Source organism: Atlantibacter hermannii, from assembly GCF_009907385.1.
GTDB lineage: Bacteria > Pseudomonadota > Gammaproteobacteria > Enterobacterales > Enterobacteriaceae > Atlantibacter > Atlantibacter hermannii_A.
On the sequence record NZ_JAAATR010000117.1, the window covers coordinates 41,838 to 67,201 of the forward strand.

Consider the following 25,364-nt stretch of genomic DNA (forward strand, 5'->3'; position numbering starts at 1 on the left):
ATGCGGCATTGTTGCAATGATGTATTATCTTTGTAAATCAATCTGATAATGTAGCGCCTCGTTAATGACGCTTCCAGCGCGTTTGCGTGCATGAATCAGATATAGCGGTAAAGAATCAAATGGCTCTTTTAATCACCAAAAAATGCATTAACTGCGATATGTGCGAGCCGGAATGCCCGAACGAAGCCATCTCAATGGGTGAGAGTATTTATCAGATCAACACCGACCGGTGTACTGAATGCGTCGGTCATTACGACACCCCAACCTGCCAGAAAGTGTGCCCGATCCCCAATACAATTTTGAAAGATCCGGCCCACCCGGAGAGCGAAGAACAACTGTGGGACAAATTCGTTGTTCTTCACCACGCCGACAAGATTTAACTTTCGATTATCACCGTCGCGCAGGCGTAATGGCGTTCATCAGACAAAGTGACGTGCACCGCTGCGACGCCCATGCGCTGTGCCAACTGTAGCGCTTCATCCCACAGGCGCAGCCCCGGCTTACCCAGTTCATCGTTAAACACTTCAAACTGATTAAATGCCAGGCCATTACGAATGCCAGTGCCAAACGCCTTCGCTGCGGCTTCTTTTACCGCATAGCGTTTGGCTAAAAAGCGCACCGGCTGTTGATGCGCCTGATACTGCGCCCATTCGTTAGCGCTTAACACGCGTTTCGCAAGCCGATCGCCCGAGCGGGAAATCACCGCCTCAATGCGGGCGATTTCTACGATATCGGTGCCAAGCCCCAAAATCGCCATTAGCGACGGGCTTCCAGCATCAGGCGTTTCATTTCTGATACCGCCTCTTTCAGGCCGCTCATCACCGCGCGGCCAATGATCGCGTGGCCGATATTCAGCTCGTGCATTTCCGGCAGTGCGGCAATCGGCTGGACGTTGTGATAGGTCAGGCCATGCCCCGCATTGACCTTCAGGCCCTTGCCTGCCGCATAGGTCGCCGCTTTAGCGATGCGCGCCAGCTCCTTCGCCTGGGTAACCTCGTCTTTGGCATCGGCGTAACAGCCGGTGTGAATTTCGATGTAAGGCGCGCCGACATCCACTGCCGCGTCGATTTGCTCAATATCCGCATCGATAAACAGCGACACCAGGATATTTGCGTCAGCCAGCCGTTTGCAGGCGTCACGCATTTTTTCGCGCTGACCGGCAACGTCCAGCCCGCCTTCGGTGGTCACTTCCTGACGCTTTTCGGGCACCAGGCAGCAGAAATGCGGTTTGGTTTCGCAGGCGATGGCCAGCATCTCTTCGGTCACCGCCATTTCGAGGTTCATGCGGGTATCGAGGGTCTGACGCAGCACGCGTACATCGCGATCGGTGATATGACGGCGATCCTCACGCAGGTGAACCGTAATGCCATCCGCGCCCGCTTGCTCGGCGATAAACGCAGCCTGAACCGGATCGGGGTAAGCCGTACCGCGCGCATTACGCAGCGTAGCGATATGGTCGATATTGACGCCTAACAGTAATTCAGCCATGACAATCCTCGATAATCAGCACAAAGTGGCGGCAGTTTACACCCGGGAAGGAAAGTGTGGCTACGGGTAGCGGTTATTCCGCGCCGGAAGATGAGGAGGACGTCGGTTTTTTAGGCACGAACTGGCGGAACAGCTCCCGGCTTTTAAGCGGTTTACCGCCGAGATAGGGCTTCAGCGCGATGCGGGTAAAGCGTTTAGCCGCGCGCAGCGTAGCGGCATCGGGAAATTCCCGGCTGGCCAGCGCCTCCAGCTCATGACCGGTGAAAGAGAGATTATCCACCACCAGGCTGGCGATGAATCCTTTCTCTTCCCGATAGCGGTAAGTCATTTCCGGGCTGACCGGCTCGCCGCTCCCGGCGCAGTGCAGATAATCCACGCCATAGCCGAGATGCCCGAGCAGCGCCAGTTCAAAACGGCGCAGCGCCGGTTCCGGCGAGGCGTTAGCGCCCGCCAGCGACTGGATGCAGTGCAGATAATCGAAGAAGAGTTCGGAGAAGCGGGTTTCCTGCTCCAGCACGCGGCACAACAGTTCGTTGACGTAGAGCCCGCTGTAGAGCGCAATGCCGGAAAGAGGCAGCGCCAGCGAAACCGCTTCGGCGCTGCGCAGGGTTTTCACCTCGCCGCGGCCGCCGAAACGAATTAACAGGGGGGTAAAAGGCTGGAGCGTGCCTTTGAGGTTAGAGCGCCGCGAGCGGGCGCCCTTAGCGACCAGGCGAACCCGCCCTGACTCTTCGCTAAATACGTCAAGCAGCAGGCTGGTTTCGCTCCAGGGGCGACTGTGCAGCACAAAGGCGCGTTGCCAGCCTTCCATCAGGCGATTACTCAGAGATCGTCGACATAGCCGAGGCTACGCAGCGCGCGCTCGTCGTCCGCCCAGCCGGATTTCACTTTCACCCACAGTTCGAGGTGAACTTTGGCTTCGAACATCTCTTCCATATCTTTACGGGCTTCGATACCGATGGTTTTAATTTTGGCTCCTTTGTTGCCAATCACCATCTTCTTCTGCCCTTCACGCTCAACGAGGATCAGACCGTTGATGTCATAACCGCCGCGCTCGTTGGTCTGGAAGCGTTCGATTTCTACCGTCACCGAGTACGGCAGCTCTGCGCCCAGAAAACGCATCAGTTTTTCACGGATGATTTCCGACGCCATAAAGCGCTGGGAGCGATCGGTGATGTAATCTTCCGGGAAGTGATGAATCGCTTCCGGCAAATGCTTACGCACGATGCCAGCGATAGTATCCACGTTCAACCCGGTTTCCGCAGAAATCGGCACGATATCCAGGAAGTTCATCTGGCTGGACAGGAACTGCAGGTGCGGCAGCAGATCGGCTTTTTCCTGAACGTTATCCACTTTGTTCACGGCCAGGATCACCGGCGCTTTACCGTCGCGCAGTTTGTTGAGCACCATCTCGTCGTCCGGCGTCCAGCGGGTGCCTTCCACCACGAAAATAATTAACTCAACGTCGCCGATGGAGCTGCTGGCCGCTTTGTTCATCAAACGGTTGATGGCGCGCTTTTCTTCCATATGCAGGCCAGGGGTATCGACATAAATTGCCTGGTATGCCCCTTCGGTATGGATGCCCACGATACGATGGCGCGTGGTTTGCGCCTTGCGTGAAGTGATAGAAATCTTTTGGCCCAGCAGATTATTCAGCAGGGTCGATTTGCCCACGTTGGGACGCCCAACGATGGCGATAAATCCGCAATAGCTTTTTTCGTCGCTCATTCCAGCTCCAGTTTTTTCAACGCCTGTTCGGCGGCAGCCTGCTCCGCCTTGCGACGGCTGGAACCTGTGCCAACCACCGGTTCACTCAGGCCGCTGACCTGGCAGTGGATAGTAAATTCCTGATCGTGTGCTTCACCGCGCACCTGTACCACCAGATACGACGGCAGCGGTAAATGACGTCCCTGCAAATATTCCTGTAACCGGGTTTTCGGATCTTTTTGTTTATCACCCGGGCTGATTTCATCCAGACGGGTCTGGTACCAGGAAAGGATCAACCGCTCAACCGTCTGGATATCGCTGTCGAGAAACACGCCGCCGATCAGCGCTTCAACGGTATCGGCGAGGATGGACTCGCGACGAAAACCGCCGCTTTTCAACTCACCCGGCCCTAAGCGCAAGCACTCGCCCAGTTCAAATTCACGCGCAATTTCCGCCAGGGTGTTGCCGCGCACCAGGGTGGCGCGCATCCGGCTCATATCGCCTTCGTCCACACGAGGAAAACGATGGTAAAGCGCGTTGGCAATCACGAAGCTTAAAATGGAATCACCCAGGAACTCGAGACGCTCGTTGTGCTTACTGCTGGCACTCCGATGGGTTAACGCCTGCTGCAATAACTCCTGATGAAGAAAAGTGTAGCCCAGCTTACGCTGCAGCCTGTTAATTACGATGGGATTCATGCGATACCAATTAATAAATGCGTCAACTATGCAGCACACGGAACAGAGCTGAAGAAACCAAAGCTGTTTCGTGTGCCGTAGCCCTTTCTACAAAGGCTAACCTGAAATCGTCGGGGGAATATTCTATACGCAACGCCAGGGGATGTCGTTAGCGATTGCTAATTTATGGCTTAAATAATTTAAGGAAAGGTGGATAACAGGGTTATTTATGGCTGGAATGAATATTTGTCATTACCGGAAAGGGTAAAAAGGCCGATTAACGAAGCGCTAACCGGCCATCGATACGATTTAGTGGATGCCGCCGATGCGGTTCAGGCGGACGCCGGTCGGCCATTCGCCTTCCTGTTTTTCAAAGCTCATCCAGATTGCGGTGGCCCTGCCAACCAGATTGGCTTCCGGCACAAAACCCCAGTAACGGCTGTCGGCGCTGTTATCGCGGTTATCGCCCATCATGAAGTAGTGCCCCGGCGGTACGATCCAGGTTGCCAGCGGTTGACCAGCCTGTTGGTAATACATCCCTAACTGATCCTGGGCAATCGGCACCGTCAGAATACGATGGGTCACGTCGCCGATGCTCTCTTTGCGCTCGGTAAGGCGAATACCGTTCTCTTTGGTTTCGTTCTTCGGTACTTCAAAGAAACCGCTGGAGGCTTCGCCACCGGTACGGCGAGAGAATGTCTGGACAAAATCGCTCGGCTCAACGGCGGAATAGGTCACCGGCAATGCGTTGCCGCAGGCCTGGCCGGAACTGCAGTTCGGCTGAATGGTGACTTCTTTGGCCACAGGATCGTAGCTCACGCGATCGCCAGGCAGGCCAACAACGCGCTTAATGTAGTCCAGACGCGGATCTTCCGGATACTTAAACACCGCGATGTCGCCGCGCTTCGGGTGCCCGGTCTCAATCAATGTTTTTTGATAGATCGGATCCTTCAGGCCGTAAGCGTATTTCTCCACCAGGATAAAATCGCCAATCAACAGCGTTGGCATCATCGAACCGGAGGGGATCTGGAAAGGTTCATAAATAAATGAACGCACCACCAGCACAATCGCCAGTACCGGGAAGACCGATGCGCCTGTTTCCAGCCAGCCCGGTTTCGGGCCGACTTTCTTCAGGGTTTTGCTGTCCAGCGCATCACCCGTAGCCGCCTGCGCCGCAGCCTGACGCTCGCGACGCTTCGGGGCAAAGATAAATTTATCCAGACACCACAAGATACCCGTCACGCCTGTCGCGATAACAAGGATCAGGGCAAACATGTTCGCCATGCCAACTCCTTAGATTATTTGCCGTCTTTACCGACATGCAGAATGGCGAGGAACGCTTCCTGCGGCAGTTCGACGTTGCCGACCTGCTTCATGCGTTTCTTACCTTCTTTCTGTTTTTGCAGCAGCTTTTTCTTACGGCTCACGTCACCGCCGTAGCATTTTGCCAGTACGTTTTTACGCAGCTGTTTCACGGTGGAACGGGCGATAATATGGTTGCCGATTGCGGCCTGAATCGCGATATCAAACTGCTGACGCGGGATCAGGTCCTTCATTTTCTCAACCAGTTCGCGACCACGGTATGGAGCGTTGTCGTTGTGGGTGATCAGCGCCAGCGCGTCGACGCGCTCGCCGTTGATCAGCACATCCACACGCACCATGTTGGAAGCCTGGAAGCGTTTGAAGTTGTAGTCCAGCGACGCATAACCGCGGGAGGTGGATTTCAGACGGTCAAAGAAATCCAGCACCACTTCAGCCATCGGAATTTCATAGGTCAGCGCCACCTGGTTACCGTGATAAACCATGTTCGTCTGCACGCCGCGTTTCTCGACGCACAGCGTAATCACGTTACCCAGGTACTCCTGCGGCAGCAGCATATGACATTCGGCGATCGGCTCACGCAGTTCGTCGATATTGTTCAGCGGCGGCAGCTTGGACGGGCTGTCGACATAGATCACTTCTTTGCTGGTTGTCTGCACTTCATAGACTACCGTCGGCGCAGTGGTGATCAGATCGAGATCGTATTCGCGCTCCAGACGCTCCTGGATAATCTCCATGTGAAGCAGGCCCAGGAAGCCGCAGCGGAAGCCGAAGCCCAGCGCGGTTGAACTTTCCGGCTCGTAGAACAGTGAAGCGTCGTTCAGGCTCAGTTTGCCCAGCGCGTCACGGAAGTTTTCATAATCGTCGGAGCTGACCGGGAACAGACCGGCGTAAACCTGCGGCTTGACCTTTTTAAAACCAGGCAGCGCTTTATCTGCCGGGTTACGCGCCTGGGTCAGGGTATCGCCTACCGGCGCGCCGAGGATGTCTTTAATCGCGCAAACCAGCCAGCCTACTTCACCGCATTTCAGTTCGGTACGGTCAACCTGTTTCGGGGTGAAGATACCCAGACGGTCGGCGTTATACACCTGTCCGGTGCTCATCACTTTGATTTTATCGCCTTTGCGCATGGTGCCGTTTTTAATACGCACCAGCGAGACCACGCCCAGGTAGTTGTCAAACCAGGAATCGATGATCAGCGCCTGCAGCGGAGCATCCGGATCGCCCTGCGGCGCGGGGATTTCGCGCACCAGACGCTCAAGCACGTCCTGTACGCCCACCCCGGTTTTCGCCGAGCAGCGTACCGCGTCGGTCGCATCGATGCCGACAATGTCTTCAATTTCTTCGGCAACGCGTTCCGGGTCGGCTGCAGGCAGGTCGATTTTGTTGAGAACCGGCACCACTTCGAGATCCATTTCCATGGCGGTATAGCAGTTCGCCAGCGTCTGAGCCTCTACGCCCTGCCCGGCATCCACCACCAGCAGCGCGCCTTCGCAAGCGGCCAGAGAGCGAGAAACTTCATAGGAGAAGTCAACGTGGCCCGGCGTGTCGATAAAATTCAGCTGATAGGTTTCGCCATCAGAAGATTTAAAATCGAGAGTAACGCTTTGCGCTTTGATGGTGATCCCGCGCTCACGTTCCAGGTCCATGGAATCGAGCACCTGGGCTTCCATTTCACGATCAGAAAGGCCACCGCAAATCTGAATGATGCGGTCAGAAAGCGTCGACTTACCGTGGTCGATGTGAGCAATGATAGAGAAGTTTCTTATGTTCTTCATAAATGAGGATTTTTTAACCCTAACGCAGAGCGATTGTCAGTTTATGGATATAACGGCTAACACGTTGTGGCAGCGGCCAATCCGTACATTGGCGTGCATATTACACTGTAGCGGCCAAATCGTCAGCATAGGATGATTTGCCGTGAAGACGTAAGCGGATTATGGCAGGAAATATGTAACGTGAAGCCAGCGCGCGGCCAGTCCGTTAGCCGCGCGATCAGGGAGACCTTATCCGCCAAAAACGTTGATGGCGCTGGTGAGCCGATTGCCGCGCCGGTTGAGATCGCTGGCGATTTGCGCAGAATGATGCACCATCTCGGCGTTATTTTTTGACATGGTTTCGATTTGTGAGACTGATTCATTGATCAGCCCCAGCGCCATGGTTTGCTCGCCGGTGGCGTGGCCCACTTCTTTAATCAGCTGGGACATCTGACGGATCTCCTCCGCCATTTCACTGATGTGCTTTTCAGCCAGTACGACCATTTCCACGCCGGAACGCACGCTTTGTACGTTACGCTCAATCAGCGTTTTGATTTCCTTCGCCGAGGCGGCGGAATGCTGAGCCAGATTACGGACCTCCGCGGCCACCACGGCGAACCCTTTCCCCGAGGCGCCTGCGCGCGCCGCTTCGACGGCGGCATTGAGGGCCAGAATATTGGTCTGGAAAGCGATACTGTCAATCACGCCGATAATATCGACAATCTGGTCGCTGATTTTTGAAATCGACTTCATTACGTCGATGGTCTCTTCCATCACCGACGCCCCTTCCTGGGCGACAATGCTGGTTTTTTCGGCCATCGCGATCGTCATGTCTGAAGTCGCTGCCGTCTGCTGCACCGCGCTGGTGATCTCTTCAATCGCCGCAGCGGTTTGCTGGAGCTGAGCAGACGTTTCGTCAGTGCGTTCATTCAGCGCAGTGCTGTTAACTTCCAGTTGCTGACTGATTTCACTGATACCGCTGGCCTGTACGCTGACGTCGTTCACCAGAGAATGCAGGTTCAGGCCAGCCTGGTTAACCAGCCGCATCATCTTGCCGATTTCATCCACCCGGTTGAAATGCCGGTGTTCGGCTTTGCGGCCCGATACGATTTTTTGCATCTGGCTGACGATGGTTTTTAGCGGGCGTGCGACCTGAGCGTGCATAAATCCGCCCGCTGCGGCGGCGGCGGCCACAATAATCAGCGCCTGCAACCCGGCGTGCAGCCCTGAAAACGGTAGTAGCAGCGCCACTAGCGTGAAAGCCAGTAGCGGCAGCGCCAGCCGCCAGGCAACGGATATTTTCTGGAATAGCGACAGCGGACTAAGCCATTTGCCACGCACCACCAGCCCTTTAAAAAAGCGCAGGCTCCCGGCACGCTCCTCATTGACGGCCTGGTATAATTGCTCGGCGGCCTGAACCTCTTCACGCGTCGGGACATTACGCACCGAGATATAACCGGTAAGCACATCATGGCGGTAAACCGGCGTCACGTTGGCCCGTACCCAGTAGTGATCGCCATTTTTCCGCCGATTTTTTACCAGCCCGGTCCAGCTCTCACCCTGCTTAAGGGTAAACCACAGGTCGGCAAAAGCTTCCGGCGGCATATCGGGGTGGCGAATGTGGTTGTGAGGCTGCCCCAGTAAATCCGCCTCGCTAAAGCCGCTGGAGTCGATAAAAGCGGAGTTAGCGTAGGTGATGTAACTCTGGGTATCGGTGGTGGACATTAATGTCGCATCATCGGGAAGCAGATATTCATGTTGAGTGACAGGATTGTTTATTCTCATAGCCCGTCCTCATTTAACAATAGAAATTCACTCATATATCCCCTGGCTGGGTGCGATAAGCTTTTTGAATAGATTATTATTAGTTTTAATAAACGTGTGCGTCCGAGCGGTCTCGCGAATTCTCAACGGAATTGATTAAGCTGTAAATAGGGACAATTAAAAAAACAGCATCCTTTAACCAAATAAATCTTTTAAATTTACATCCTGATAATAATGTTTGAGGACGACACCTGCTAAATACGCTCTTAAGTTAAATTAATAGCTTTTTATTATTCTCACCCAGCGCTGCTTTTTATTACGTCTGAAGTATTATATGACATTTATATGACGGTAATAGCTGTCCCTGATTGGTTATGGATTCCCTACTGATTTTGGTAGTAGAAGCCGCCCAACCGGGATTCTCCTCGGCGTAGGCCTCACGCTTAGATCGCCATGCGCGTATTATCGATAAGGGCGCTGACTCATTAGCATGTAAAAAGCTAAAAAAAGTATCATGATTGATGCCTGGCTTTTACAAAAGCGACACAGGGGATCAAATCAATATTCAGGAAACGACTGATTAATTGTTTTTGGTTATTTTTTAAAGTAGCCCCGATAACGAGCTACGTTATTTATGAAAGAAAGAAGAAATTTAGTTTTAGGTAACCTCTGGAGGCGTAATTAAACTAAATTTAATCCAGGCAATGCCCGTCAGGCATTGTCTGGTGAAGAAGAGGAATCAATCCGTAGCGCGTCGGGAGGTAATCCAACACTTAAAATGACAGGCTGCCAGCTTTCACGACGACTTAATACCGGAGCCAGTCCTTTCGCCAGCAGGAACCCGCCCACGCCGCCTAAAATAGCGCCCGCCATCGCTGCCAGATCGGTGCCAAATAACATCTGGAACAGACCCGCGATAATAAACAGGCCCATCAGCGGAGACATATAGACGACCAGTGCGGACCCCAACAGGCTGCTCTCCGCGATGCCAAGTTCAACTTTTTGCCCTGCCACCAGGGGTTGATCGCAGGGAACTGTAATTGAATGGCTGGTCTGTGGGCCAAGTTTATTCAGGATGCGGCTGCCACAACCCGCACGGGATGCACAGCTGCTGCAGGAAGATTTCACATCACAGCTGACCACCGCTTCGCCATTTTGCCACGAAATCACCGTGGCCCACTCTTTCATCATTGCGGAGAAGCCCTGAATTTGACGCTGTCTGCGATGCGTTTAGCCGTTTGTGGAGGCAATTCCCCCACGATGGTGATTTCCGCGTTATTACGCACATCGGAACTTACCGTTCGGCGTCCGGTACGTAACATCTGGCTGGAACTGGTGGCACTGGCACGATTCACATTCACTGAAAAGCTGAATAAGCCGTCTGTATATAAACGCGACTCGATTGGCACATCCACTCCCGGAAGCGGTCTGCGGCTGCCAGAGACCTCGTTGAATCCCTGCGGTAGCCAGGTCGGCGCCCAGTTAAAGTTGACTTTTTCAGTCCCGGGAACCGAAAGCAGTGGCGGGAGGGTGGCTTTGGCCAGATTCTGCATCACCGTACCCGGCGTGTCGTTAACAGTAAATGACACCACCCGGAATTGCTCCAGGGTTTCGCCATCACGATCCAGCAAATCGACGCGCATTGGCAGTTTAGTCTGCGAATCCAGCCAGACGATATAGCTGTAGCGCGTGCCGTCCCGGGCCACCACGCGAATCACATCGCACAGGCGGTCGGCGATACGCGTTCTACCAACGGCGATAAAATCGTAGTATGCAGCCAGGCGTTTAAAGTCGGTGTAGACCAGAGAAGGCAAGGAATCGACGATGTAATCGCCATTCAGCGTAAAGGGCTCAAGGCCTGGCTCGAAATAGCTGACTTCATTTCCGCGCTGGACCACTTCGCGGCGCGGACCATCCATCTGAAGAAGTTGAGCCATAGGCTTATTATCAAGGCGCGCGTGACGATAGCGCAGCGATTCAACGCCCTGCTTATTGATACTGATAAAAGCCAATTCGTAATTAAGCGACTGACTGGCCTGATTCATTTGCTGCAACAACGCCTCGGTCGACGGATCTGCCGAGGCGGTTGCAGAAAATATCAGGCTGCCAGCCACTAAAGACATAGCACACCAAAGTTGCTTCATTACTGCGGTTGCGTTCCTAACGTTTGTGTTCCTGGCACCTGAACGGCAGCTTGCTGCGTCTGGGCCTGTTCAAACTGAAGCTGCTCCGCGTGCAGGCGGCGCTGAAGCTCATAGTCCTGAAGCATTGCATTAATACGACGACGCTGCTCCTGAACCTGCTGCTGGCCGGTACCGCCGGTGGCTTCAGACGGCACACCCAAACTTACCGGGCTGGCCTGCCCCATCATAGGAAGGGTATTGAACACCGGTGTTTCAGGCTGTCCAGTCGCTTCGCTCGGCGCGTTGTATTGCTGAACGCCAACGATAACCGCCAGGGAAACGCAAGCAGCAACGCCGATCTGCGTAATCTGGCTGGCCCAGGGGCGCAGTTTTTTCCAGAACGGCATAGCCTGCCACTGCTGTGGAGCTGGTTGTGATTCTGGAATGAGCGGTGCGGTCCGATGTAAAGGCTCGTTTTCGATCGCCACCATGACGCGGGCAGAGATATCGAAGTGAATCACATCACCTGTGTCACCGCGAAGGGTGTCACGAATGAGGTGATAGCTCTCCCATGACTGCTGAAGCGCTTTGTCGTTAGACAAGGCGCTCAGCACTTCACTATCCAGAGACTCACCATCCATTAAAGCGGAAAGTTTTTCTTTCTGCATGCCTAATACCTTTTCCAGTATCCCGCTATCGTCAACGCCGGATAAGCGGTTGAACTTTATTATCAATAGCTTCCCGCGCACGGAAAATGCGGGAACGTACCGTACCGACCGGGCAATCCATGATAGCGGCTATCTCTTCATAGCTCAGGCCATCCAGCTCCCGCAACGTAATTGCCATGCGTAAATCTTCCGGGAGTGACTCTATGGTACGGAAAACTATCTGTTTCAGTTCTTCAGACAACATTAAGTTCTCAGGGTTCGAAATTTCTTTCAGTGCACCCGCACTTTCGAAATTTTCTGCGTCAATCGCATCGACATCGCTGGACGGCGGACGGCGCCCCTGAGCAACCAGGTAATTTTTTGCTGTATTCACGGCGATACGATACAGCCAGGTATAAAACGCGCTATCGCCGCGAAAGGAATCCAGAGCGCGATAAGCTTTAATAAAGGATTCCTGCACCACATCAGGCACATCCCCCGATGGCACATAGCGAGAAACCAGACTCGCCACTTTATGCTGGTAGCGAACCACCAGTAAGTTAAACGATTTCTGATCTCCCTTCTGGACCCGCTCAACGAGGACCTGATCCGTTAACTGCTCGCTCATCCGAGGTAATATCTCCCCAAACCTAATTTCCTCGCGTAATCAAAACCACCTCAACGCCGCACATCGTGAGCAAGCAGGAGATTGGATTTCCATAGACCGATAAAGTTCCGTTACGCCTTTGTTTTATGTCAGCTTTTTCCGGACCGTTGATTTTGATTCATTGGTGGCCCGCTTCTTTAAGGCTAGCGCTGATAATTCAAGCTTGCTATTCCGCCAGCAGAGTAACGCAAGCACACCTTTTTTTCACTCTTTAATCTTAGGCTAACGACCTGCTTCGCAAATAATTTTCTGGATTTTACTGGACGGTTAACGCTTCACCTGGTGGCGTGCTTTGTTTAGCGATTGCAACGTTATGCAAAAAAAGTGTGCTAAATGACAATTTCGGGTGCTATGCTGGGCCAACAATGTTTAGTAAATTAAACACACAGCATGAACACATCATCCGAAATGAATTGTGACGTTTTGATTATTGGCAGCGGTGCGGCGGGTCTCTCTCTGGCGCTTCGCCTGGCGGATAATTGTCAGGTTATCGTATTGAGTAAAGGGCCGGTTAGTGAAGGCTCGACGCTCTATGCTCAGGGCGGCATCGCGGCGGTATTCGATGAAACAGACAGCATCGATTCCCACGTCGAAGATACGCTTATCGCCGGCGCCGGGATTTGCGATCGCGATGCAGTGGAATTTGTCGCCAGCAACGCGCGTCGCTGCGTTCAGTGGCTCATCGATCAGGGCGTGTTGTTTGATACCGAAGTACAGCCGAACGGTGAAGAAAACTATCACCTGACCCGCGAGGGCGGGCACAGCCACCGCCGCATTCTGCACGCCGCCGACGCTACCGGCAGAGAAGTGGAAACCACGCTGGTCGGTAAAGCGCTGGCGCATCCTAATATCCGGGTTATCGAACGCAGCAACGCTGTGGATCTTATTGTCTCCGATAAAATCGGCCTGCCGGGCACCCGCCGTGTAGTGGGGGCGTGGATCTGGAACCGCAATAAAGAAGAGGTGGAAACCTGCCGCGCGAAAGCCGTCGTGCTGGCGACGGGTGGCGCATCGAAAGTGTATCAGTACACCACCAACCCGGATATTTCGTCCGGAGATGGGATCGCTATGGCGTGGCGCGCTGGCTGCCGCGTCGCCAATCTTGAGTTTAACCAGTTCCACCCTACCGCGCTGTTCCATCCCCAGGCGCGTAATTTCCTGCTGACCGAAGCGCTGCGCGGCGAAGGCGCTTATCTGAAGCGTCCGGACGGCACGCGTTTCATGCTCGATTTCGATGAACGGGCCGAACTGGCTCCGCGCGATATCGTGGCACGCGCTATCGATCATGAAATGAAACGCTTAGGCGCCGACTGCATGTACCTTGATATCAGCCACAAGCCTGCGGAATTCGTTCGTCAGCATTTCCCGATGATTTATGAAAAGCTGCTCGGCCTGGGGCTTGATTTGACCCGCGATCCCATACCCATCGTGCCTGCGGCGCACTATACCTGCGGCGGCGTGATGGTGGATGAAAATGGCCGCACCGACGTTGACGGGCTGTATGCCATTGGCGAAGTGACCTATACCGGTCTGCACGGCGCCAACCGTATGGCGTCAAACTCGCTACTGGAGTGTCTGGTTTACGGCTGGTCGGCGGCGGAAGATATTCAAAAACGGCTGCCGTTCGCCCGCCCGCCAAAATCCCTGCCCGCCTGGGATGAAAGCCGGGTTGAGGATCCGGATGAACTGGTGGTGATCCAGCATAACTGGCACGAGCTCAGACTGTTTATGTGGGATTACGTGGGGATTGTGCGCACCACACGGCGACTGGAGCGGGCGTTACGCCGCATTACCATGCTTCAGCAAGAAATCGATGAGTATTACGCCAACTTCCGCGTGTCAAATAATCTCCTGGAACTGCGCAACCTGGTGCAGGTGGCGGAACTTATCGTGCGCTGTGCGATGATGCGCAAAGAGAGTCGCGGATTGCACTACACCCTGGATTATCCGGAGTTACAGGAGAATCCAGGGCCGTCGGTGCTCTCCCCGCTGGTTCACATAAACAGATAAAAATCCTGGGTCAGGCCGCACCAGGCGTCGGAGTAACGCTGGTCCGGCCCACGGATCGCCAGCCTGTCGATAAACAGTTCGCCCGGCGTCGGCGAAAACGCCAGCAGTACGCGGTGCGGCAGTCGGGTATCGTTATCGCACACATCGGTTCTCAGGCGAATATGCCAGCCCATCTCCTGTGCCTTTAACGTAAAAGCGGAGCCGGTGGCTTCCGGCAACACTACGCAGAAACATCCTTCTTCGGTAATCAACTGCGCCGCGCCGCGTAACAACGCTTCATGTTCCAGCGAAGTAGTATAACGGGCAAGCTCGCGCTGCGAGCTGCCGCACTCCACGCCTTTATCATAGAACGGCGGATTACTGACGATCAGGTCGTAGCGATGTGAGGCGTCCGGCGTCCAGGTTAAAAAATCCGCCAGATGGACCTGAATACGCCCCGCCCAGGGAGAAGCCTGCGCGTTTTCTGCGGCCTGGTTGGCGGCGTCAGGATCCATTTCAACCGCGTCGATAAGCGCTTCATTTGCACGTTGGGCCAGCATCAGGGCAATCAGCCCGCTCCCGGTGCCAATATCCAGAATGCGTTTTACGCCCGCCACGGGCGCCCACGCGCCCAGCAAAATCCCATCAGTTCCGACCTTCATTGCACAACGATCGTGGGCAACAAAGAACTGTTTAAAAGTGAAACCATCGCGGCGAAGAAGCGTTTTAGTCGTTGGCATTATTACAACCTGGCAGGGAAACCGTTGTAGCATAGGGTAAAGCATTCCCCTGGAAAAGAGCATAACCATACTAAGTGATGAACATTGCTGCCTTAACGTCTATAATCGGCGGCCCACACTGAGGTAGAAAATGACTGTAACCACTTTTTCCGAACTTGAACTTGATGAAAGCCTGCTGAAAGCCCTTCAGGATAAAGGCTTCACGCGCCCGACCGCCATTCAGGCTGCCGCCATTCCGCCTGCCCTGGAAGGGCGTGATGTCCTCGGTTCTGCGCCGACAGGCACCGGTAAAACGGCGGCGTATTTGCTGCCGGTGTTGCAGCATTTACTCGACTTCCCGCGTAAAAAATCCGGTCCGCCGCGCATCCTGATCCTCACCCCAACCCGCGAGCTGGCGATGCAGGTGGCGGAACAGGCGCGTGAACTGGCGGCGCATACCCACCTGGATATCGCGACCATTACCGGCGGCGTGGCGTATATGAACCACGCGGAAGTGTTCAGTGAAAACCAGGATATCGTGGTCGCTACCACGGGCCGCCTTTTGCAGTATATCAAAGAAGAAAACTTCGACTGCCGCGCCGTGGAAACCCTGATCCTTGATGAAGCAGACCGCATGCTGGATATGGGTTTCGCTCAGGATATCGAACACATTGCCGGGGAAACGCGCTGGCGCAACCAGACCATGCTGTTTTCCGCCACGCTGGAAGGCGATGCGATTAAGAATTTTGCCGAGCGTCTGCTTAACGAGCCGGAAGAGGTTTCCGCCTCACCCTCCACTCGCGAACGCAAAAAGATCCACCAGTGGTACTATCGCGCCGACGATATCCAGCATAAAACCGCGTTACTGGTACATCTGCTCAAGCAACCGGAAACCACGCGCGCTATCGTATTTGTGCGTAAACGCGAGCGCGTGCATGAGCTGGCGGGCTGGCTGCGTGACGCTGGCATCCCTAACTGCTTTATTGAAGGCGAAATGGTGCAGGCTAAACGTAACGAAGCCATTAAACGCCTGACTGATGGCCGCGTTAACGTACTGGTCGCTACCGACGTTGCTGCGCGTGGGATCGACATCGTCGACGTAAGCCATGTGTTCAACTTTGATATGCCGCGCACCGCCGATACCTATCTGCACCGCATTGGCCGTACCGGTCGCGCCGGGCGTAAAGGTACCGCGATCTCACTGGTCGAAGCGCACGATCACCTGCTGTTGGGTAAAGTGGGGCGCTATCTGAATGAGCCGCTGAAATCCCGCGTGATTGATGAGTTGCGTCCTACGACCCGCGTCCCTAGCGAGAAGCTGAAAGGCAAGCCGTCGAAAAAAGTACTGGCGAAACGCGAAGAGAAAAAGAAAGAACAGGAAAAAGAAAAGCCGCGCGTTAAAGTCCGACATCGCGATAAGAAAAATATCGGCAAGCGTCGTAAACCGAGCGAAGCGAAAATCGATAATGCAGAATAAGAAAACGCCAGCGAAAGCTGGCGTTGTTGTTTACCGGACAAGCAAGCTTACAGGCTTTCGGTAAAGGTACGGGCGATAACGTCGCGCTGCTGTTCCGGCGTCAGAGAGTTAAAGCGAACCGCATAACCGGAAACGCGGATAGTCAGCTGCGGATATTTTTCCGGATGCTTAACCGCATCTTCCAGGGTTTCACGACGCAGTACGTTAACGTTCAGGTGCTGACCACCTTCCACGCGCACTTCCGGTTTGATTTCCATTGGAATTTCGCGGTATTCGAATTCACCCAGCGCGTTCACTGCGACCACTTCATCTTCAGCGAAACCGGCTTTGGCGCAGACGCAGCGTGCTTCGCCTTTCTCGCTATCCAGCAGCCAGAAAGAGTTCAGAAGATCGTCATTAGCCGCTTTAGTAATCTGGATACCAGTAATCATTGTATTTCTCCCTATGGGCAAATTTTGTTGATTCTCGTTGGGCCTGCATTGGCTCATTGGTAAAACCTTTGTTGCGTTACTGTACTGTATACCAATCGCCAGACCGGGATTCTTTGATTTAAATCAATAAAAACCATGCCACGAATAGGGTCATACGGGCAATTATTTGTTTTACATCAACTTACGGGCTCTATTGTGAGTTAAAAAGTTTGTAAATTTTCAAAATTTTTTAGCTTTCCGGAACAAAACCGGTGGGGGATTTTGTGTCGCGCAAATAAGACGTTAAGCTATATCATCACCCTTCGCAGGAGAGCGAAATGACCACTACTCTCACCTGGCACGACGTGCTGGCCGATGAAAAGCAGCAACCCTATTTTATTAATACGCTGAAAACCGTTGAGGATGAGCGTGCCGCTGGCGTGACTATCTATCCGCCAGCCAAAGATGTGTTTAATGCCTTTCGGTTTACCGAACTGGGCAACGTCAAGGTCGTGATTCTGGGGCAGGACCCGTATCATGGGCCGAATCAGGCCCACGGTCTGGCCTTTTCCGTTCGCCCCGGCATTCAACCGCCGCCGTCGCTGGTGAATATGTATAAAGAACTGGAAGGCTCAATCCCCGGTTTTGTCCGTCCGTCGCATGGCTATCTTGAAAGTTGGGCGCGCCAGGGCGTGATGCTGCTTAATACCGTGTTGACCGTGCGCGCAGGCCAGGCGCACTCCCATGCCCGACTCGGTTGGGAAACCTTCACGGATAAGGTCATTTCGATTATTAACGAACATCGCGAAGGTGTGGTGTTTATGCTGTGGGGTTCGCATGCGCAGAAGAAAGGCGCGATGATCGACAGGCAGCGTCATTATGTGTTGCAGGCGCCGCACCCCTCCCCGCTTTCAGCCCATCGCGGCTTTTTTGGCTGCGGCCATTTTGTGAAAGCCAATGAGTATCTGGCGCAGCGCGGCGAGACGCCCATTGACTGGATGCCGGTGCTGCCGGATTAACCGGTATAAAAAAGCCAGCATTCGCTGGCTTTTTTATTATCAGGCTTTGTTCTGTCGCCACCATTCGGCTAACAGCACGCCGGTTGCAACCGACACGTTCAGGCTTTCGACATTGCCTGAGCCGGGGATCGCGATACGCATATCGGCGTTGTCGAACGTGGCATCAGAAACCCCGTCCCGCTCCTGGCCCAGCACCAGCACCATTTTCTTCGGCAGTTGCGCCTGATACAGCGCAGTGCCTTTATGGCTGGAGGTGGTCACAATGGCGTAACCCGCCTTACGGAAGCGCTCCAGACCGTCGCTGAAAGTCTCGCCGCTGATCGCCTGCACGTGCTCCGCGCCGCCTTCAGCCGTGCGTACTGCCGCGCCGGACTCCAGCAGGGAGGCATCCTCCACCAGCAGACCTTTCACGCCGAAATGCGCGCAACTACGCATAATACCGCCCAGATTGTGTGGGTTACCGACCTCTTCCAGCGCCAGTACGCAATCATCCTCACCGGCATTTTCAAGCCAGCTTTCAACACTCATACCGTTGCGCTTTTTGATAATAAAGCACACGCCGCCGTGATGCTCCGTGCCCGACGCTTTCGCCAGCTCGGTATCATCCACTACGTGGTAGGCCTTGCGGTTCGCCGCCATCCAGCGCAGCGCTTCTTTGAAACGCGGCGTGACGCTCTGAATAAACCAGGCGCGCACGATAGAATCCGGACGGCTCTGGAACAGCGCCTGGCAGGCGTTTTCACCGTAAACGCGCGTTTCTTCAGCGCGCTGGCGTCGGATCACTTCCCGGTCGACATACCCTTTTTCTGCAGGTTCCGCCTGTTCGATGCCATCATCGCTGTAGTCACGCGGCGGACGTGAAACCGTGCGCCACGGGGAGGATGACGGTGCGTCACGATCGCTAAACCGGTCGCGGCCCGCGCCAGGCTTATTATCACGACGCGGACGACGCTCGCCCTTAGCCGACGCCGCAGGGCGTCCGCCACCTTTCCCGGTGCGCGGGTTCTCGGTGCGTTTTTCGCTGTCGTCGTCGCTGCGGACATACATCACTTTGACCTTGCCGCCTTTACCTTTAAATTCTTCGCTCATGCTCTTCTCCACCTGGCTGCCGCGTGGCGCGCAGATTACCCGATGTGACGCCGCTTCGCCATCAACTTCGGTCAAAAGTCAGGAACTATCATATTCATTGGAGTTATCTCGTTGTCGATGTCAAATGAATAACCGATAATATTTAACATCTCAGAAACAGATCCAGGTCGTCGGCATCCCGACGCCGCACTTTAGAGGTTAGTTATGAATACCGTTTGTGCCTCCTGCCAGGCCGTAAATCGCATACCTGACGACCGCGTTAATGACGGGGCAAAATGTGGCCGTTGCGGTCATGAGCTATTTGATGGTGAAGTGATCAACGCCACCAGCCAGACGCTGGATAAATATCTTCAGGACGATTTACCAGTAGTGGTGGATTTCTGGGCGCCCTGGTGCGGCCCCTGCAAAAACTTCGCGCCGGTATTTGAAGACGTGGCGGAAGAACGCAGCGGCCAGGTACGCTTCCTGAAAGTAAATACCGAAGCAGAACCCGCGCTGAGCGCCCGTTTCCGCATCCGCAGCATTCCGACCATAATGGTTTTCAAAAACGGTCAGATGGTGGATATGCTCAACGGCGCGATGCCGAAAGCGCCGTTCGACAGCTGGCTTAACGAAAACCTGTAACCTCCCGCCGACGGGGCATCTTCCGGATGCCCCGTTTTGCTATCTACGTTAGAATAGCGTTTTTACATTAATTCCCCTGATGACTGAAAACGCCGTCCTTCGATTGCGCGCTGAACGCCTGGCGCGCGCCACTCGCCCGTTTCTCGCCCGAGGCAACCGCATCCGCCGCTGCCAGCGCTGCCTGCTGCCGTTAAAACAGTGTCTGTGCGATACTATGCGGCCCGCTACCGCACGTAGCCGGTTTTGTCTGGTGATGTTTGATACCGAGCCGATGAAACCCAGTAATACCGGCCGCCTGATTGCCGATGTCTTGCCAGATACCGCCGCCTTTCAGTGGTCGCGCACGGAACCGCCGCAGGCGCTGATCGAGCTGGTTAACGATCCGGCTTACCAGCCGATGGTGGTGTTCCCGGCATCCTATGCCGATCCGCAGCGGGAAGTGCTGTCCGTCCCGCCTTCTTCAGGCAAACCGCCGCTGTTTATTATGCTCGACGGCACCTGGACCGAGGCGCGTAAAATGTTTCGCAAAAGCCCGTATCTGGATGTGTTACCGGTGATTTCCGTCGATCTCAGCAAGACATCGGCATACCGGCTGCGTGAAGCGCACGGCGACGGGCAGTATTGCACCGCCGAAGTCGCCATCGCGCTGCTTGAGCTGGCGGGTGATACGCCAGCGGCACAAGGGCTGGCCGACCATTTCACGCTGTTCCGCGAACGCTATCTGGCGGGGAAACCCCATCATCAGGGAAACGTCACAGCAACCGGGACCGAAAGCGTTTAAAATCATTTCTTCACATCCTCGGGGAGAATGATATGAGTCAACGTGGGCTGGAAGCGCTACTTCGACCAAAATCCATCGCCGTTATTGGCGCGTCCGTAAAGCCCGACAGGGCGGGCTACCTGATGATGAGGAATCTCTTGTCAGGCGGTTTTTCCGGACCGGTGCTGCCCGTTACGCCTGCCTATAAAGCCGTGTGCGGCGTGATGACCTGGCCGGACGTCGCCAGCCTGCCCTTCCCGCCCGATCTGGCAGTGATTTGCACCAACCCGAGCCGTAATGAAGCGTTGCTTAACGCCCTCGGCGAAAAAGGCTGTAAGACTTGCATCATTCTTTCCTCCCCGAAAGAGCAGCAGTCCGCGCTGCTGGCGTGCGCCAACCGCTGGCAGATGCGAATTCTGGGGCCAAACAGTCTGGGCCTGCTTGCGCCCTGGCAAGGGCTTAACGCCAGCTTTTCCCCGGTGCCGATCCGTAAGGGCAAACTGGCGTTTGTGTCGCAGTCGGCGGCGGTGTCCAATACTATTCTGGACTGGGCCCAGCAGCGTGAAATGGGATTTTCCTACTTTATCGCGCTGGGTGACAGCCTGGATATTGATGTCGATGAGCTGCTGGATTATCTCGCGCGAGATAGCAAAACCAGCGCGATTTTGCTGTACCTCGAACAGCTCAGCGATGCACGCAGATTCGTGTCCGCTGCCCGTAGCGCCTCACGTAACAAACCCATTCTGGTTATTAAAAGCGGACGCAGTCCGTCAGCGCGCCAGTTATTAAATGCTGAAACCGGTTTAGACGGCGCATGGGATGCCGCCATTCAGCGTGCTGGCCTGTTGCGCGTGCAGGATACCCATGAACTGTTTTCCGCTGTTGAAACGCTCAGCCATATGCGCCCGTTGCGCGGCGAGCGGCTGATGATTGTCAGCAACGGTGCCGCACCTGCTGCCCTGGCGCTGGATGAGCTGTGGTTACGAAACGGCAAGCTGGCAAGCCTCGGTGAAGACATCCTCAACCGCCTCTCTGACGTGGTGCCTGCGGGCGTGAACGCTGCAAACCCTCTGGATTTACGCGACGATGCATCCACGCAGCGCTATGTCCAGACGCTGGAAATTCTGCTCGATAGCCAGGATTTTGATGCGCTGATGATTATCCACTCCCCCAGCGCTGCCGCGCCGGGCAGCGAAAGCGCGCGAGCGATTATCGAATTGCTGGCGCGCCACCCGCGTGGACGTTATGTGACGCTTCTGACCAACTGGTGCGGCGAATTTTCCTCACAGGAAGCGCGCCGCTGGTTCAGCGATGCCGGCATTCCTACCTATCGCACACCTGAAGGCACGGTCACGGCATTTATGCATATGGTGGAGTACCGTCGCAACCAGAAGCAGCTGCGTGAAACACCGTCGTTACCGGCCAACCTCACCGCCAATACCGCTGAAGTGCACCAGTTGATTACCCGGGCGCTGGAGGATGGTGCGAAGCATCTGGACACCCACGAGGTGCAACCCATTCTTCAGGCCTATGGCTTGCAAACCCTGCCGACCTGGATCGCCAGCGACAGCGCCGAAGCGGTACATATCGCTAAGCAGATCGGTTATCCCGTCGCATTGAAGCTACGTTCACCGGATATTCCCCATAAGTCGGAAGTTCAGGGGGTGATGCTCTATCTGCGCACGGCGAATGAAGTCCAGCAGGCTGCTGATGCCATTCTCGACCGGGTGAAAATGACCTGGCCTCAGGCACGCATTCATGGATTGCTGGTGCAGAGCATGGCGAACCGCGCAGGGGCGCAGGAATTGCGGGTGGTTGTGGAGCAGGATCCGGTATTCGGCCCGCTAATTATGTTGGGCGATGGCGGGATGGCGTGGCGCCAGGATCAGGCCGCTGTCGCGCTGCCGCCGCTGAACATGAATCTGGCGCGCTATCTGGTGATTCAGGCGATCAAGAGCGGCACCATCCGTGGACGTAGCGCGCTACGGGCGCTGGATATTGCCGGGTTGAGCCAGTTTCTGGTACAGGTGTCCAACCTGATTGTCGATTGCCCGGAAATCAAACGTCTGGATATTCACCCGCTGCTGGTTTCCGGCAACGAATTTACCGCGCTGGACGTAACGCTGGAGCTGGAAGCCTTCGAAGGCGATGCCGATGCGCGGCTGGCGATCCGCCCTTATCCTCATCAGCTTGAAGAAACGGTCACCCTTAAAAACGGCCAAACTTGCCTGTTCAGGCCAATCCTGCCCGAAGATGAGCCGGAACTGCGGCGCTTTATTTCCCAGGTTACCAAAGAAGATCTTTATTATCGGTATTTCAGTGAGATCAATGAATTTACCCATGAAGATTTAGCGAATATGACCCAGATCGACTACGATCGTGAAATGGCGTTTGTCGCAGTATTTTCCCATGAAGGTCATGAACAGATCCTGGGCGTGACGCGCGCGATTTCCGATCCGGATAACATAGACGCTGAGTTTGCCGTACTGGTTCGTTCAGATCTTAAAGGCCTGGGACTAGGACGAAAATTGCTTGAAAAACTCATCGCTTATACGCGAGATCATGGTCTTGAGCGGTTGAACGGCATTACGATGCCCAACAACCGAGGCATGGTAGCGCTGGCGAGAAAACTGGGTTTTGACGTCGACATCCAGTTAGAAGATGGCATCGTTGGACTGACCTTAGCCTTGAATAAAACGCGGGATTCGTGAGTAAGGTATTGGAAATGTTACTCACATTCCCGGGTAGTAATGTTATTATCCACCGCTACCGTCGTCCGCCCCTCAGGGATGGCCACCTACTGTATAGAGAAGATATGCACTGTGATGTTGTCTAAATTTAAACGAAACAAACATCAACAACACCTTGCCCAACTACCTAAGCTTTCTCAGTCTGTTGATGATGTAGCGTTTTATTTCTCTCCGGCCGACTTCCGGACCACGTTGCTGCAAAAGATCGCCAGCGCGACGAAACGCATCTGCATTATTGCCCTTTATCTTGAGCAAGATGATGGCGGGCACGGCATTCTTTCAGCACTCTACGAAGCCAGGCGCCAGCGTCCTGAGCTGGATGTCTCAGTGCTGGTTGACTGGCACCGCGCACAGCGTGGCCGCATTGGCGCAGCAGCCTCTAATACCAACGCCGACTGGTACTGCCGTATGGCGCAGGAAAACCCGGACGTTAAAATCCAGGTTTACGGTATTCCTGTTAATACGCGTGAAGCCCTCGGCGTTTTGCATTTTAAAGGCTTCATCATTGATGACAGCGTCATTTACAGCGGCGCAAGTTTAAATGATGTTTATCTGCATCAGCATGATAAGTATCGCTACGACCGCTATCAGTCGATCCGTAACCCTCGCCTCGCCGACATCATGTACGACTGGGTAAACAACAACCTGATTCAGGGACGTGCGGTACACCGGCTCGATACGGCTGAACGCCCGAAAAGCCAGGAAATCAAGAATGACGTCCGGCTGTTCCGTCAGGAATTGCGCGACGCGGTGTATCATTTCGCTGGCGATGCGGATAACGAACAGCTGTCCGTGACGCCGTTGGTAGGTCTGGGAAAATCCAGTCCGCTCAACAAAACTATCTTCCATCTGATGCCCTGTGCCGAGCAGAAGCTGACGATTTGCACGCCTTATTTCAACCTGCCCGCTATTCTGGTGCGTAATATCATTCAGTTACTGCGCGAGGGCAAACAGGTCGAAATCATCGTCGGCGATAAAACCGCGAATGATTTTTATATCCCGGAAGATCAGCCGTTTAAAATTATCGGCGCACTGCCTTATTTGTACGAAATCAATCTGCGCCGCTTTCTGAGCCGTCTGCAGTATTACGTAAATACAGGACAGTTGACCGTGCGGCTTTGGAAGGATGATGACAACACCTATCATCTGAAAGGGATGTGGGTCGACGAGGAGTGGATGCTACTGACCGGTAACAATCTTAATCCGCGCGCCTGGCGTCTGGATCTGGAAAATGCGATTCTGATCCACGATCCTAAACATGAGCTGGCGGCACAACGCGACAAAGAGCTCGAGTTGATCCGCACCCATACCACTGTGGTTCAGCATTATCGGGATCTGGAAAGCATCGCCGATTATCCGGTTAAGGTACGTAAACTGATCCGCCGTTTACGACGTATCCGAATCGATCGCTTAATCAGCCGTATCCTTTGAATCAAGCCCTGCATGCAGGGCTTTTTTATGAGTCATTTAATGCGCCGAGTTTTACTGATTACACTTTTATTGCTGACTGGCTGTGGCCACAGGGCGAATGACCAGTGGAGCGGGCAGGATAAGGCTCAGCACTTCATCGCCTCCGCGATGCTTTCTGCGGCCGGTAACGAGGTGGGGCAGCATCAGGGGTGGTCGCGGGATACCAGTGCCGGATTTGGATTTATGTTTTCAGTGGGGCTTGGGGCATCGAAGGAGCTGTGGGACAGTCGGCCAACCGGGAGCGGCTGGAGCTGGAAAGATTTTGCCTGGGATGTGGCGGGCGCAGCTACCGGCTACTCCATCTGGCAGCTTGCCAGGTGATCGTTGTTTATCCCCATTTCGCCTGATGCGCGCGTTTGCGCTTCAGATAATCTTCATCTTCGCGGATTTTATCCCACCAGGTTTTAAATACCGCTGCGGCCGCCGCTTTTACCGGATCGTTGCCGCGCTCATGCAGGCTACCGTCCTCAGTATATTTTTTACCGCCCTTATAATTGGCGTAGCGTCGCGCGCGGGTATATCCCATCTGGATAAATTTACGCGCCATATCCATCCCGACAAAATCGTCCTGCTGGCGATACTCCTCAAAGAGTTGATAAATTTTTTCCGCAGATTTGATGGCGGATTCTTCATCTTTATAGCGCCACCAGGGAAGGATTTCGCCTTTATAGGGCTCCACTAACAGCACGCCCTGCTCGCCGCGTCCAACCTGATACTTCTCAGGGTGCTTTCGGAAGTCGATTTGCGAAAAATCCTGCTGATAATCGAACTCTTTTTTGGTCATCCACGACTCCCCTACCGGTTAAATAGACGTTTTAAAGATAGTTCGTGTAAGTGGATGCAATGAGTTTATCGGATTATGAGAGATGAAATATGAAACGACAAAAGGCCCAGTCTTACGACTGGG

At 54.3% G+C, this 25,364-nt stretch carries 25 protein-coding genes; 9 read left to right on the forward strand and 16 right to left on the reverse strand.

Going from position 1 to position 25,364, the window contains the following annotated elements:
• Positions 1-119 precede the first annotated feature (119 nt).
• A complete protein-coding gene (locus GV764_RS21800; protein ID WP_125293957.1) occupies positions 120-380 on the forward strand; it encodes a YfhL family 4Fe-4S dicluster ferredoxin in 261 nt (86 codons plus the stop codon).
• On the opposite strand, the gene acpS is transcribed toward GV764_RS21800, so the two are convergent.
• From acpS to rpoE, 12 genes are all read right to left on the reverse strand, one after another.
• Positions 377-757 carry a holo-ACP synthase gene (gene acpS / locus GV764_RS21805; RefSeq protein ID WP_125293958.1) on the reverse strand — a complete coding sequence of 127 codons (381 nt, stop codon included), beginning with the start codon at positions 755-757 and terminating at the stop codon, positions 377-379. The two genes, GV764_RS21800 and acpS, sit on opposite strands and share 4 nt — an antisense overlap.
• The gene (gene pdxJ, locus GV764_RS21810; protein ID WP_161662212.1) at positions 757-1,488 is read right to left on the reverse strand and encodes a pyridoxine 5'-phosphate synthase; all 732 of its coding nucleotides are present in this window, start codon (positions 1,486-1,488) and stop codon (positions 757-759) included. The genes acpS and pdxJ overlap by 1 nt, the downstream gene beginning before the upstream one ends.
• Positions 1,489-1,561: 73 nt before the next feature.
• Entirely contained in the window at positions 1,562-2,299 is a 738-nt protein-coding gene (gene recO, locus GV764_RS21815) for a DNA repair protein RecO (RefSeq protein WP_161662213.1), read from the reverse strand.
• Positions 2,300-2,310: 11 nt separating this feature from the next.
• Positions 2,311-3,216, reverse strand: coding sequence for a GTPase Era (gene era, locus GV764_RS21820; RefSeq protein WP_161662214.1), 906 nt, complete (start codon positions 3,214-3,216; stop codon positions 2,311-2,313).
• Positions 3,213-3,893, reverse strand: coding sequence for a ribonuclease III (gene rnc / locus GV764_RS21825; RefSeq protein WP_125293962.1), 681 nt, complete (start codon positions 3,891-3,893; stop codon positions 3,213-3,215). The genes era and rnc overlap by 4 nt, the downstream gene beginning before the upstream one ends.
• A gap of 288 nt (positions 3,894-4,181) precedes the next feature.
• Positions 4,182-5,156 (reverse strand): signal peptidase I, encoded by a 975-nt coding sequence (gene lepB / locus GV764_RS21830; protein WP_161662215.1) that lies wholly within the window; start codon positions 5,154-5,156, stop codon positions 4,182-4,184.
• A gap of 14 nt (positions 5,157-5,170) precedes the next feature.
• On the reverse strand, positions 5,171-6,970 hold the full coding sequence (gene lepA / locus GV764_RS21835; protein ID WP_161662216.1) for a translation elongation factor 4: 1,800 nt from the start codon (positions 6,968-6,970) through the stop codon (positions 5,171-5,173).
• A gap of 228 nt (positions 6,971-7,198) precedes the next feature.
• Entirely contained in the window at positions 7,199-8,734 is a 1,536-nt protein-coding gene (locus tag GV764_RS21840; RefSeq protein ID WP_161662217.1) for a methyl-accepting chemotaxis protein, read from the reverse strand.
• A 690-nt stretch (positions 8,735-9,424) separates the two neighbouring features.
• Positions 9,425-9,904, reverse strand: a complete 480-nt coding sequence (gene rseC, locus GV764_RS21845) for a SoxR-reducing system protein RseC (protein ID WP_161662218.1) — start codon at positions 9,902-9,904, stop codon at positions 9,425-9,427.
• Positions 9,901-10,857 carry a sigma-E factor regulatory protein RseB gene (gene rseB / locus GV764_RS21850; RefSeq protein WP_161662219.1) on the reverse strand — a complete coding sequence of 319 codons (957 nt, stop codon included), beginning with the start codon at positions 10,855-10,857 and terminating at the stop codon, positions 9,901-9,903. The genes rseC and rseB overlap by 4 nt, the downstream gene beginning before the upstream one ends.
• A complete protein-coding gene (gene rseA / locus GV764_RS21855; protein WP_161662220.1) occupies positions 10,857-11,504 on the reverse strand; it encodes an anti-sigma-E factor RseA in 648 nt (215 codons plus the stop codon). Before rseA ends, rseB begins: the two co-directional genes overlap by 1 nt.
• Positions 11,505-11,535: 31 nt before the next feature.
• Positions 11,536-12,111 carry an RNA polymerase sigma factor RpoE gene (gene rpoE / locus GV764_RS21860; RefSeq protein WP_002438107.1) on the reverse strand — a complete coding sequence of 192 codons (576 nt, stop codon included), beginning with the start codon at positions 12,109-12,111 and terminating at the stop codon, positions 11,536-11,538.
• Positions 12,112-12,540: 429 nt separating this feature from the next.
• Between rpoE and nadB the strand changes: the two genes are divergently transcribed.
• Positions 12,541-14,160: an L-aspartate oxidase gene (nadB, locus tag GV764_RS21865; protein ID WP_161662221.1), complete on the forward strand. Its 1,620-nt coding sequence runs from the start codon at positions 12,541-12,543 to the stop codon at positions 14,158-14,160.
• Here nadB and trmN read toward each other — a convergent pair.
• A complete protein-coding gene (trmN, locus tag GV764_RS21870) occupies positions 14,145-14,879 on the reverse strand; it encodes a tRNA(1)(Val) (adenine(37)-N(6))-methyltransferase TrmN (protein WP_161662222.1) in 735 nt (244 codons plus the stop codon). The genes nadB and trmN overlap by 16 nt on opposite strands.
• Positions 14,880-15,009: 130 nt before the next feature.
• Between trmN and srmB the strand changes: the two genes are divergently transcribed.
• Positions 15,010-16,335: an ATP-dependent RNA helicase SrmB gene (gene srmB, locus GV764_RS21875; RefSeq protein ID WP_161662223.1), complete on the forward strand. Its 1,326-nt coding sequence runs from the start codon at positions 15,010-15,012 to the stop codon at positions 16,333-16,335.
• Positions 16,336-16,382: 47 nt separating this feature from the next.
• Here the strand turns inward: srmB and grcA are convergent, their stop codons facing one another.
• Positions 16,383-16,766 carry an autonomous glycyl radical cofactor GrcA gene (grcA, locus tag GV764_RS21880; RefSeq protein ID WP_125293972.1) on the reverse strand — a complete coding sequence of 128 codons (384 nt, stop codon included), beginning with the start codon at positions 16,764-16,766 and terminating at the stop codon, positions 16,383-16,385.
• Between the two features lie 317 nt (positions 16,767-17,083).
• On the opposite strand from grcA, the gene ung reads away from it, so the two are divergent.
• Positions 17,084-17,764 (forward strand): uracil-DNA glycosylase, encoded by a 681-nt coding sequence (gene ung, locus GV764_RS21885; RefSeq protein ID WP_161662224.1) that lies wholly within the window; start codon positions 17,084-17,086, stop codon positions 17,762-17,764.
• A 39-nt stretch (positions 17,765-17,803) separates the two neighbouring features.
• Here ung and GV764_RS21890 read toward each other — a convergent pair whose 3' ends face one another.
• On the reverse strand, positions 17,804-18,853 hold the full coding sequence (locus GV764_RS21890) for a tRNA/rRNA methyltransferase (RefSeq protein ID WP_161662225.1): 1,050 nt from the start codon (positions 18,851-18,853) through the stop codon (positions 17,804-17,806).
• Between the two features lie 204 nt (positions 18,854-19,057).
• Here GV764_RS21890 and trxC point away from each other — a divergent pair, with 204 nt between their 5' ends.
• The 5 genes from trxC (at position 19,058) to GV764_RS21915 (ending at position 24,778) form a co-directional block, all read left to right on the forward strand.
• Positions 19,058-19,477: a thioredoxin TrxC gene (gene trxC, locus GV764_RS21895; RefSeq protein ID WP_161662226.1), complete on the forward strand. Its 420-nt coding sequence runs from the start codon at positions 19,058-19,060 to the stop codon at positions 19,475-19,477.
• Between the two features lie 79 nt (positions 19,478-19,556).
• On the forward strand, positions 19,557-20,258 hold the full coding sequence (locus tag GV764_RS21900) for a tRNA-uridine aminocarboxypropyltransferase (RefSeq protein ID WP_161662227.1): 702 nt from the start codon (positions 19,557-19,559) through the stop codon (positions 20,256-20,258).
• A 32-nt stretch (positions 20,259-20,290) separates the two neighbouring features.
• Positions 20,291-22,948, forward strand: a complete 2,658-nt coding sequence (locus GV764_RS21905) for a GNAT family N-acetyltransferase (protein ID WP_161662228.1) — start codon at positions 20,291-20,293, stop codon at positions 22,946-22,948.
• Between the two features lie 114 nt (positions 22,949-23,062).
• Positions 23,063-24,418 (forward strand): CDP-diacylglycerol--serine O-phosphatidyltransferase, encoded by a 1,356-nt coding sequence (gene pssA / locus GV764_RS21910; RefSeq protein ID WP_161662231.1) that lies wholly within the window; start codon positions 23,063-23,065, stop codon positions 24,416-24,418.
• Positions 24,419-24,457: 39 nt separating this feature from the next.
• Positions 24,458-24,778: a YfiM family lipoprotein gene (locus GV764_RS21915; RefSeq protein ID WP_161662232.1), complete on the forward strand. Its 321-nt coding sequence runs from the start codon at positions 24,458-24,460 to the stop codon at positions 24,776-24,778.
• A 7-nt stretch (positions 24,779-24,785) separates the two neighbouring features.
• On the opposite strand, the gene GV764_RS21920 is transcribed toward GV764_RS21915, so the two are convergent.
• A complete protein-coding gene (locus GV764_RS21920; RefSeq protein WP_161662229.1) occupies positions 24,786-25,241 on the reverse strand; it encodes a DUF4385 domain-containing protein in 456 nt (151 codons plus the stop codon).
• Positions 25,242-25,364: the final 123 nt, after the last annotated feature.

What these genes read in the sequence shown, in the direction of transcription:
- GV764_RS21800 (WP_125293957.1), top strand. Translation starts at nt 120, where the DNA reads ATGGCTCTTTTAATCACCAAAAAATGCATTAACTGCGATATGTGCGAG.
- acpS (WP_125293958.1), bottom strand. Translation starts at nt 757, where the DNA reads ATGGCGATTTTGGGGCTTGGCACCGATATCGTAGAAATCGCCCGCATT.
- pdxJ (WP_161662212.1), bottom strand. Translation starts at nt 1,488, where the DNA reads ATGGCTGAATTACTGTTAGGCGTCAATATCGACCATATCGCTACGCTG.
- recO (WP_161662213.1), bottom strand. Translation starts at nt 2,299, where the DNA reads ATGGAAGGCTGGCAACGCGCCTTTGTGCTGCACAGTCGCCCCTGGAGC.
- era (WP_161662214.1), bottom strand. Translation starts at nt 3,216, where the DNA reads ATGAGCGACGAAAAAAGCTATTGCGGATTTATCGCCATCGTTGGGCGT.
- rnc (WP_125293962.1), bottom strand. Translation starts at nt 3,893, where the DNA reads ATGAATCCCATCGTAATTAACAGGCTGCAGCGTAAGCTGGGCTACACT.
- lepB (WP_161662215.1), bottom strand. Translation starts at nt 5,156, where the DNA reads ATGGCGAACATGTTTGCCCTGATCCTTGTTATCGCGACAGGCGTGACG.
- lepA (WP_161662216.1), bottom strand. Translation starts at nt 6,970, where the DNA reads ATGAAGAACATAAGAAACTTCTCTATCATTGCTCACATCGACCACGGT.
- GV764_RS21840 (WP_161662217.1), bottom strand. Translation starts at nt 8,734, where the DNA reads ATGAGAATAAACAATCCTGTCACTCAACATGAATATCTGCTTCCCGAT.
- rseC (WP_161662218.1), bottom strand. Translation starts at nt 9,904, where the DNA reads ATGATGAAAGAGTGGGCCACGGTGATTTCGTGGCAAAATGGCGAAGCG.
- rseB (WP_161662219.1), bottom strand. Translation starts at nt 10,857, where the DNA reads ATGAAGCAACTTTGGTGTGCTATGTCTTTAGTGGCTGGCAGCCTGATA.
- rseA (WP_161662220.1), bottom strand. Translation starts at nt 11,504, where the DNA reads ATGCAGAAAGAAAAACTTTCCGCTTTAATGGATGGTGAGTCTCTGGAT.
- rpoE (WP_002438107.1), bottom strand. Translation starts at nt 12,111, where the DNA reads ATGAGCGAGCAGTTAACGGATCAGGTCCTCGTTGAGCGGGTCCAGAAG.
- nadB (WP_161662221.1), top strand. Translation starts at nt 12,541, where the DNA reads ATGAACACATCATCCGAAATGAATTGTGACGTTTTGATTATTGGCAGC.
- trmN (WP_161662222.1), bottom strand. Translation starts at nt 14,879, where the DNA reads ATGCCAACGACTAAAACGCTTCTTCGCCGCGATGGTTTCACTTTTAAA.
- srmB (WP_161662223.1), top strand. Translation starts at nt 15,010, where the DNA reads ATGACTGTAACCACTTTTTCCGAACTTGAACTTGATGAAAGCCTGCTG.
- grcA (WP_125293972.1), bottom strand. Translation starts at nt 16,766, where the DNA reads ATGATTACTGGTATCCAGATTACTAAAGCGGCTAATGACGATCTTCTG.
- ung (WP_161662224.1), top strand. Translation starts at nt 17,084, where the DNA reads ATGACCACTACTCTCACCTGGCACGACGTGCTGGCCGATGAAAAGCAG.
- GV764_RS21890 (WP_161662225.1), bottom strand. Translation starts at nt 18,853, where the DNA reads ATGAGCGAAGAATTTAAAGGTAAAGGCGGCAAGGTCAAAGTGATGTAT.
- trxC (WP_161662226.1), top strand. Translation starts at nt 19,058, where the DNA reads ATGAATACCGTTTGTGCCTCCTGCCAGGCCGTAAATCGCATACCTGAC.
- GV764_RS21900 (WP_161662227.1), top strand. Translation starts at nt 19,557, where the DNA reads ATGACTGAAAACGCCGTCCTTCGATTGCGCGCTGAACGCCTGGCGCGC.
- GV764_RS21905 (WP_161662228.1), top strand. Translation starts at nt 20,291, where the DNA reads ATGAGTCAACGTGGGCTGGAAGCGCTACTTCGACCAAAATCCATCGCC.
- pssA (WP_161662231.1), top strand. Translation starts at nt 23,063, where the DNA reads ATGTTGTCTAAATTTAAACGAAACAAACATCAACAACACCTTGCCCAA.
- GV764_RS21915 (WP_161662232.1), top strand. Translation starts at nt 24,458, where the DNA reads ATGCGCCGAGTTTTACTGATTACACTTTTATTGCTGACTGGCTGTGGC.
- GV764_RS21920 (WP_161662229.1), bottom strand. Translation starts at nt 25,241, where the DNA reads ATGACCAAAAAAGAGTTCGATTATCAGCAGGATTTTTCGCAAATCGAC.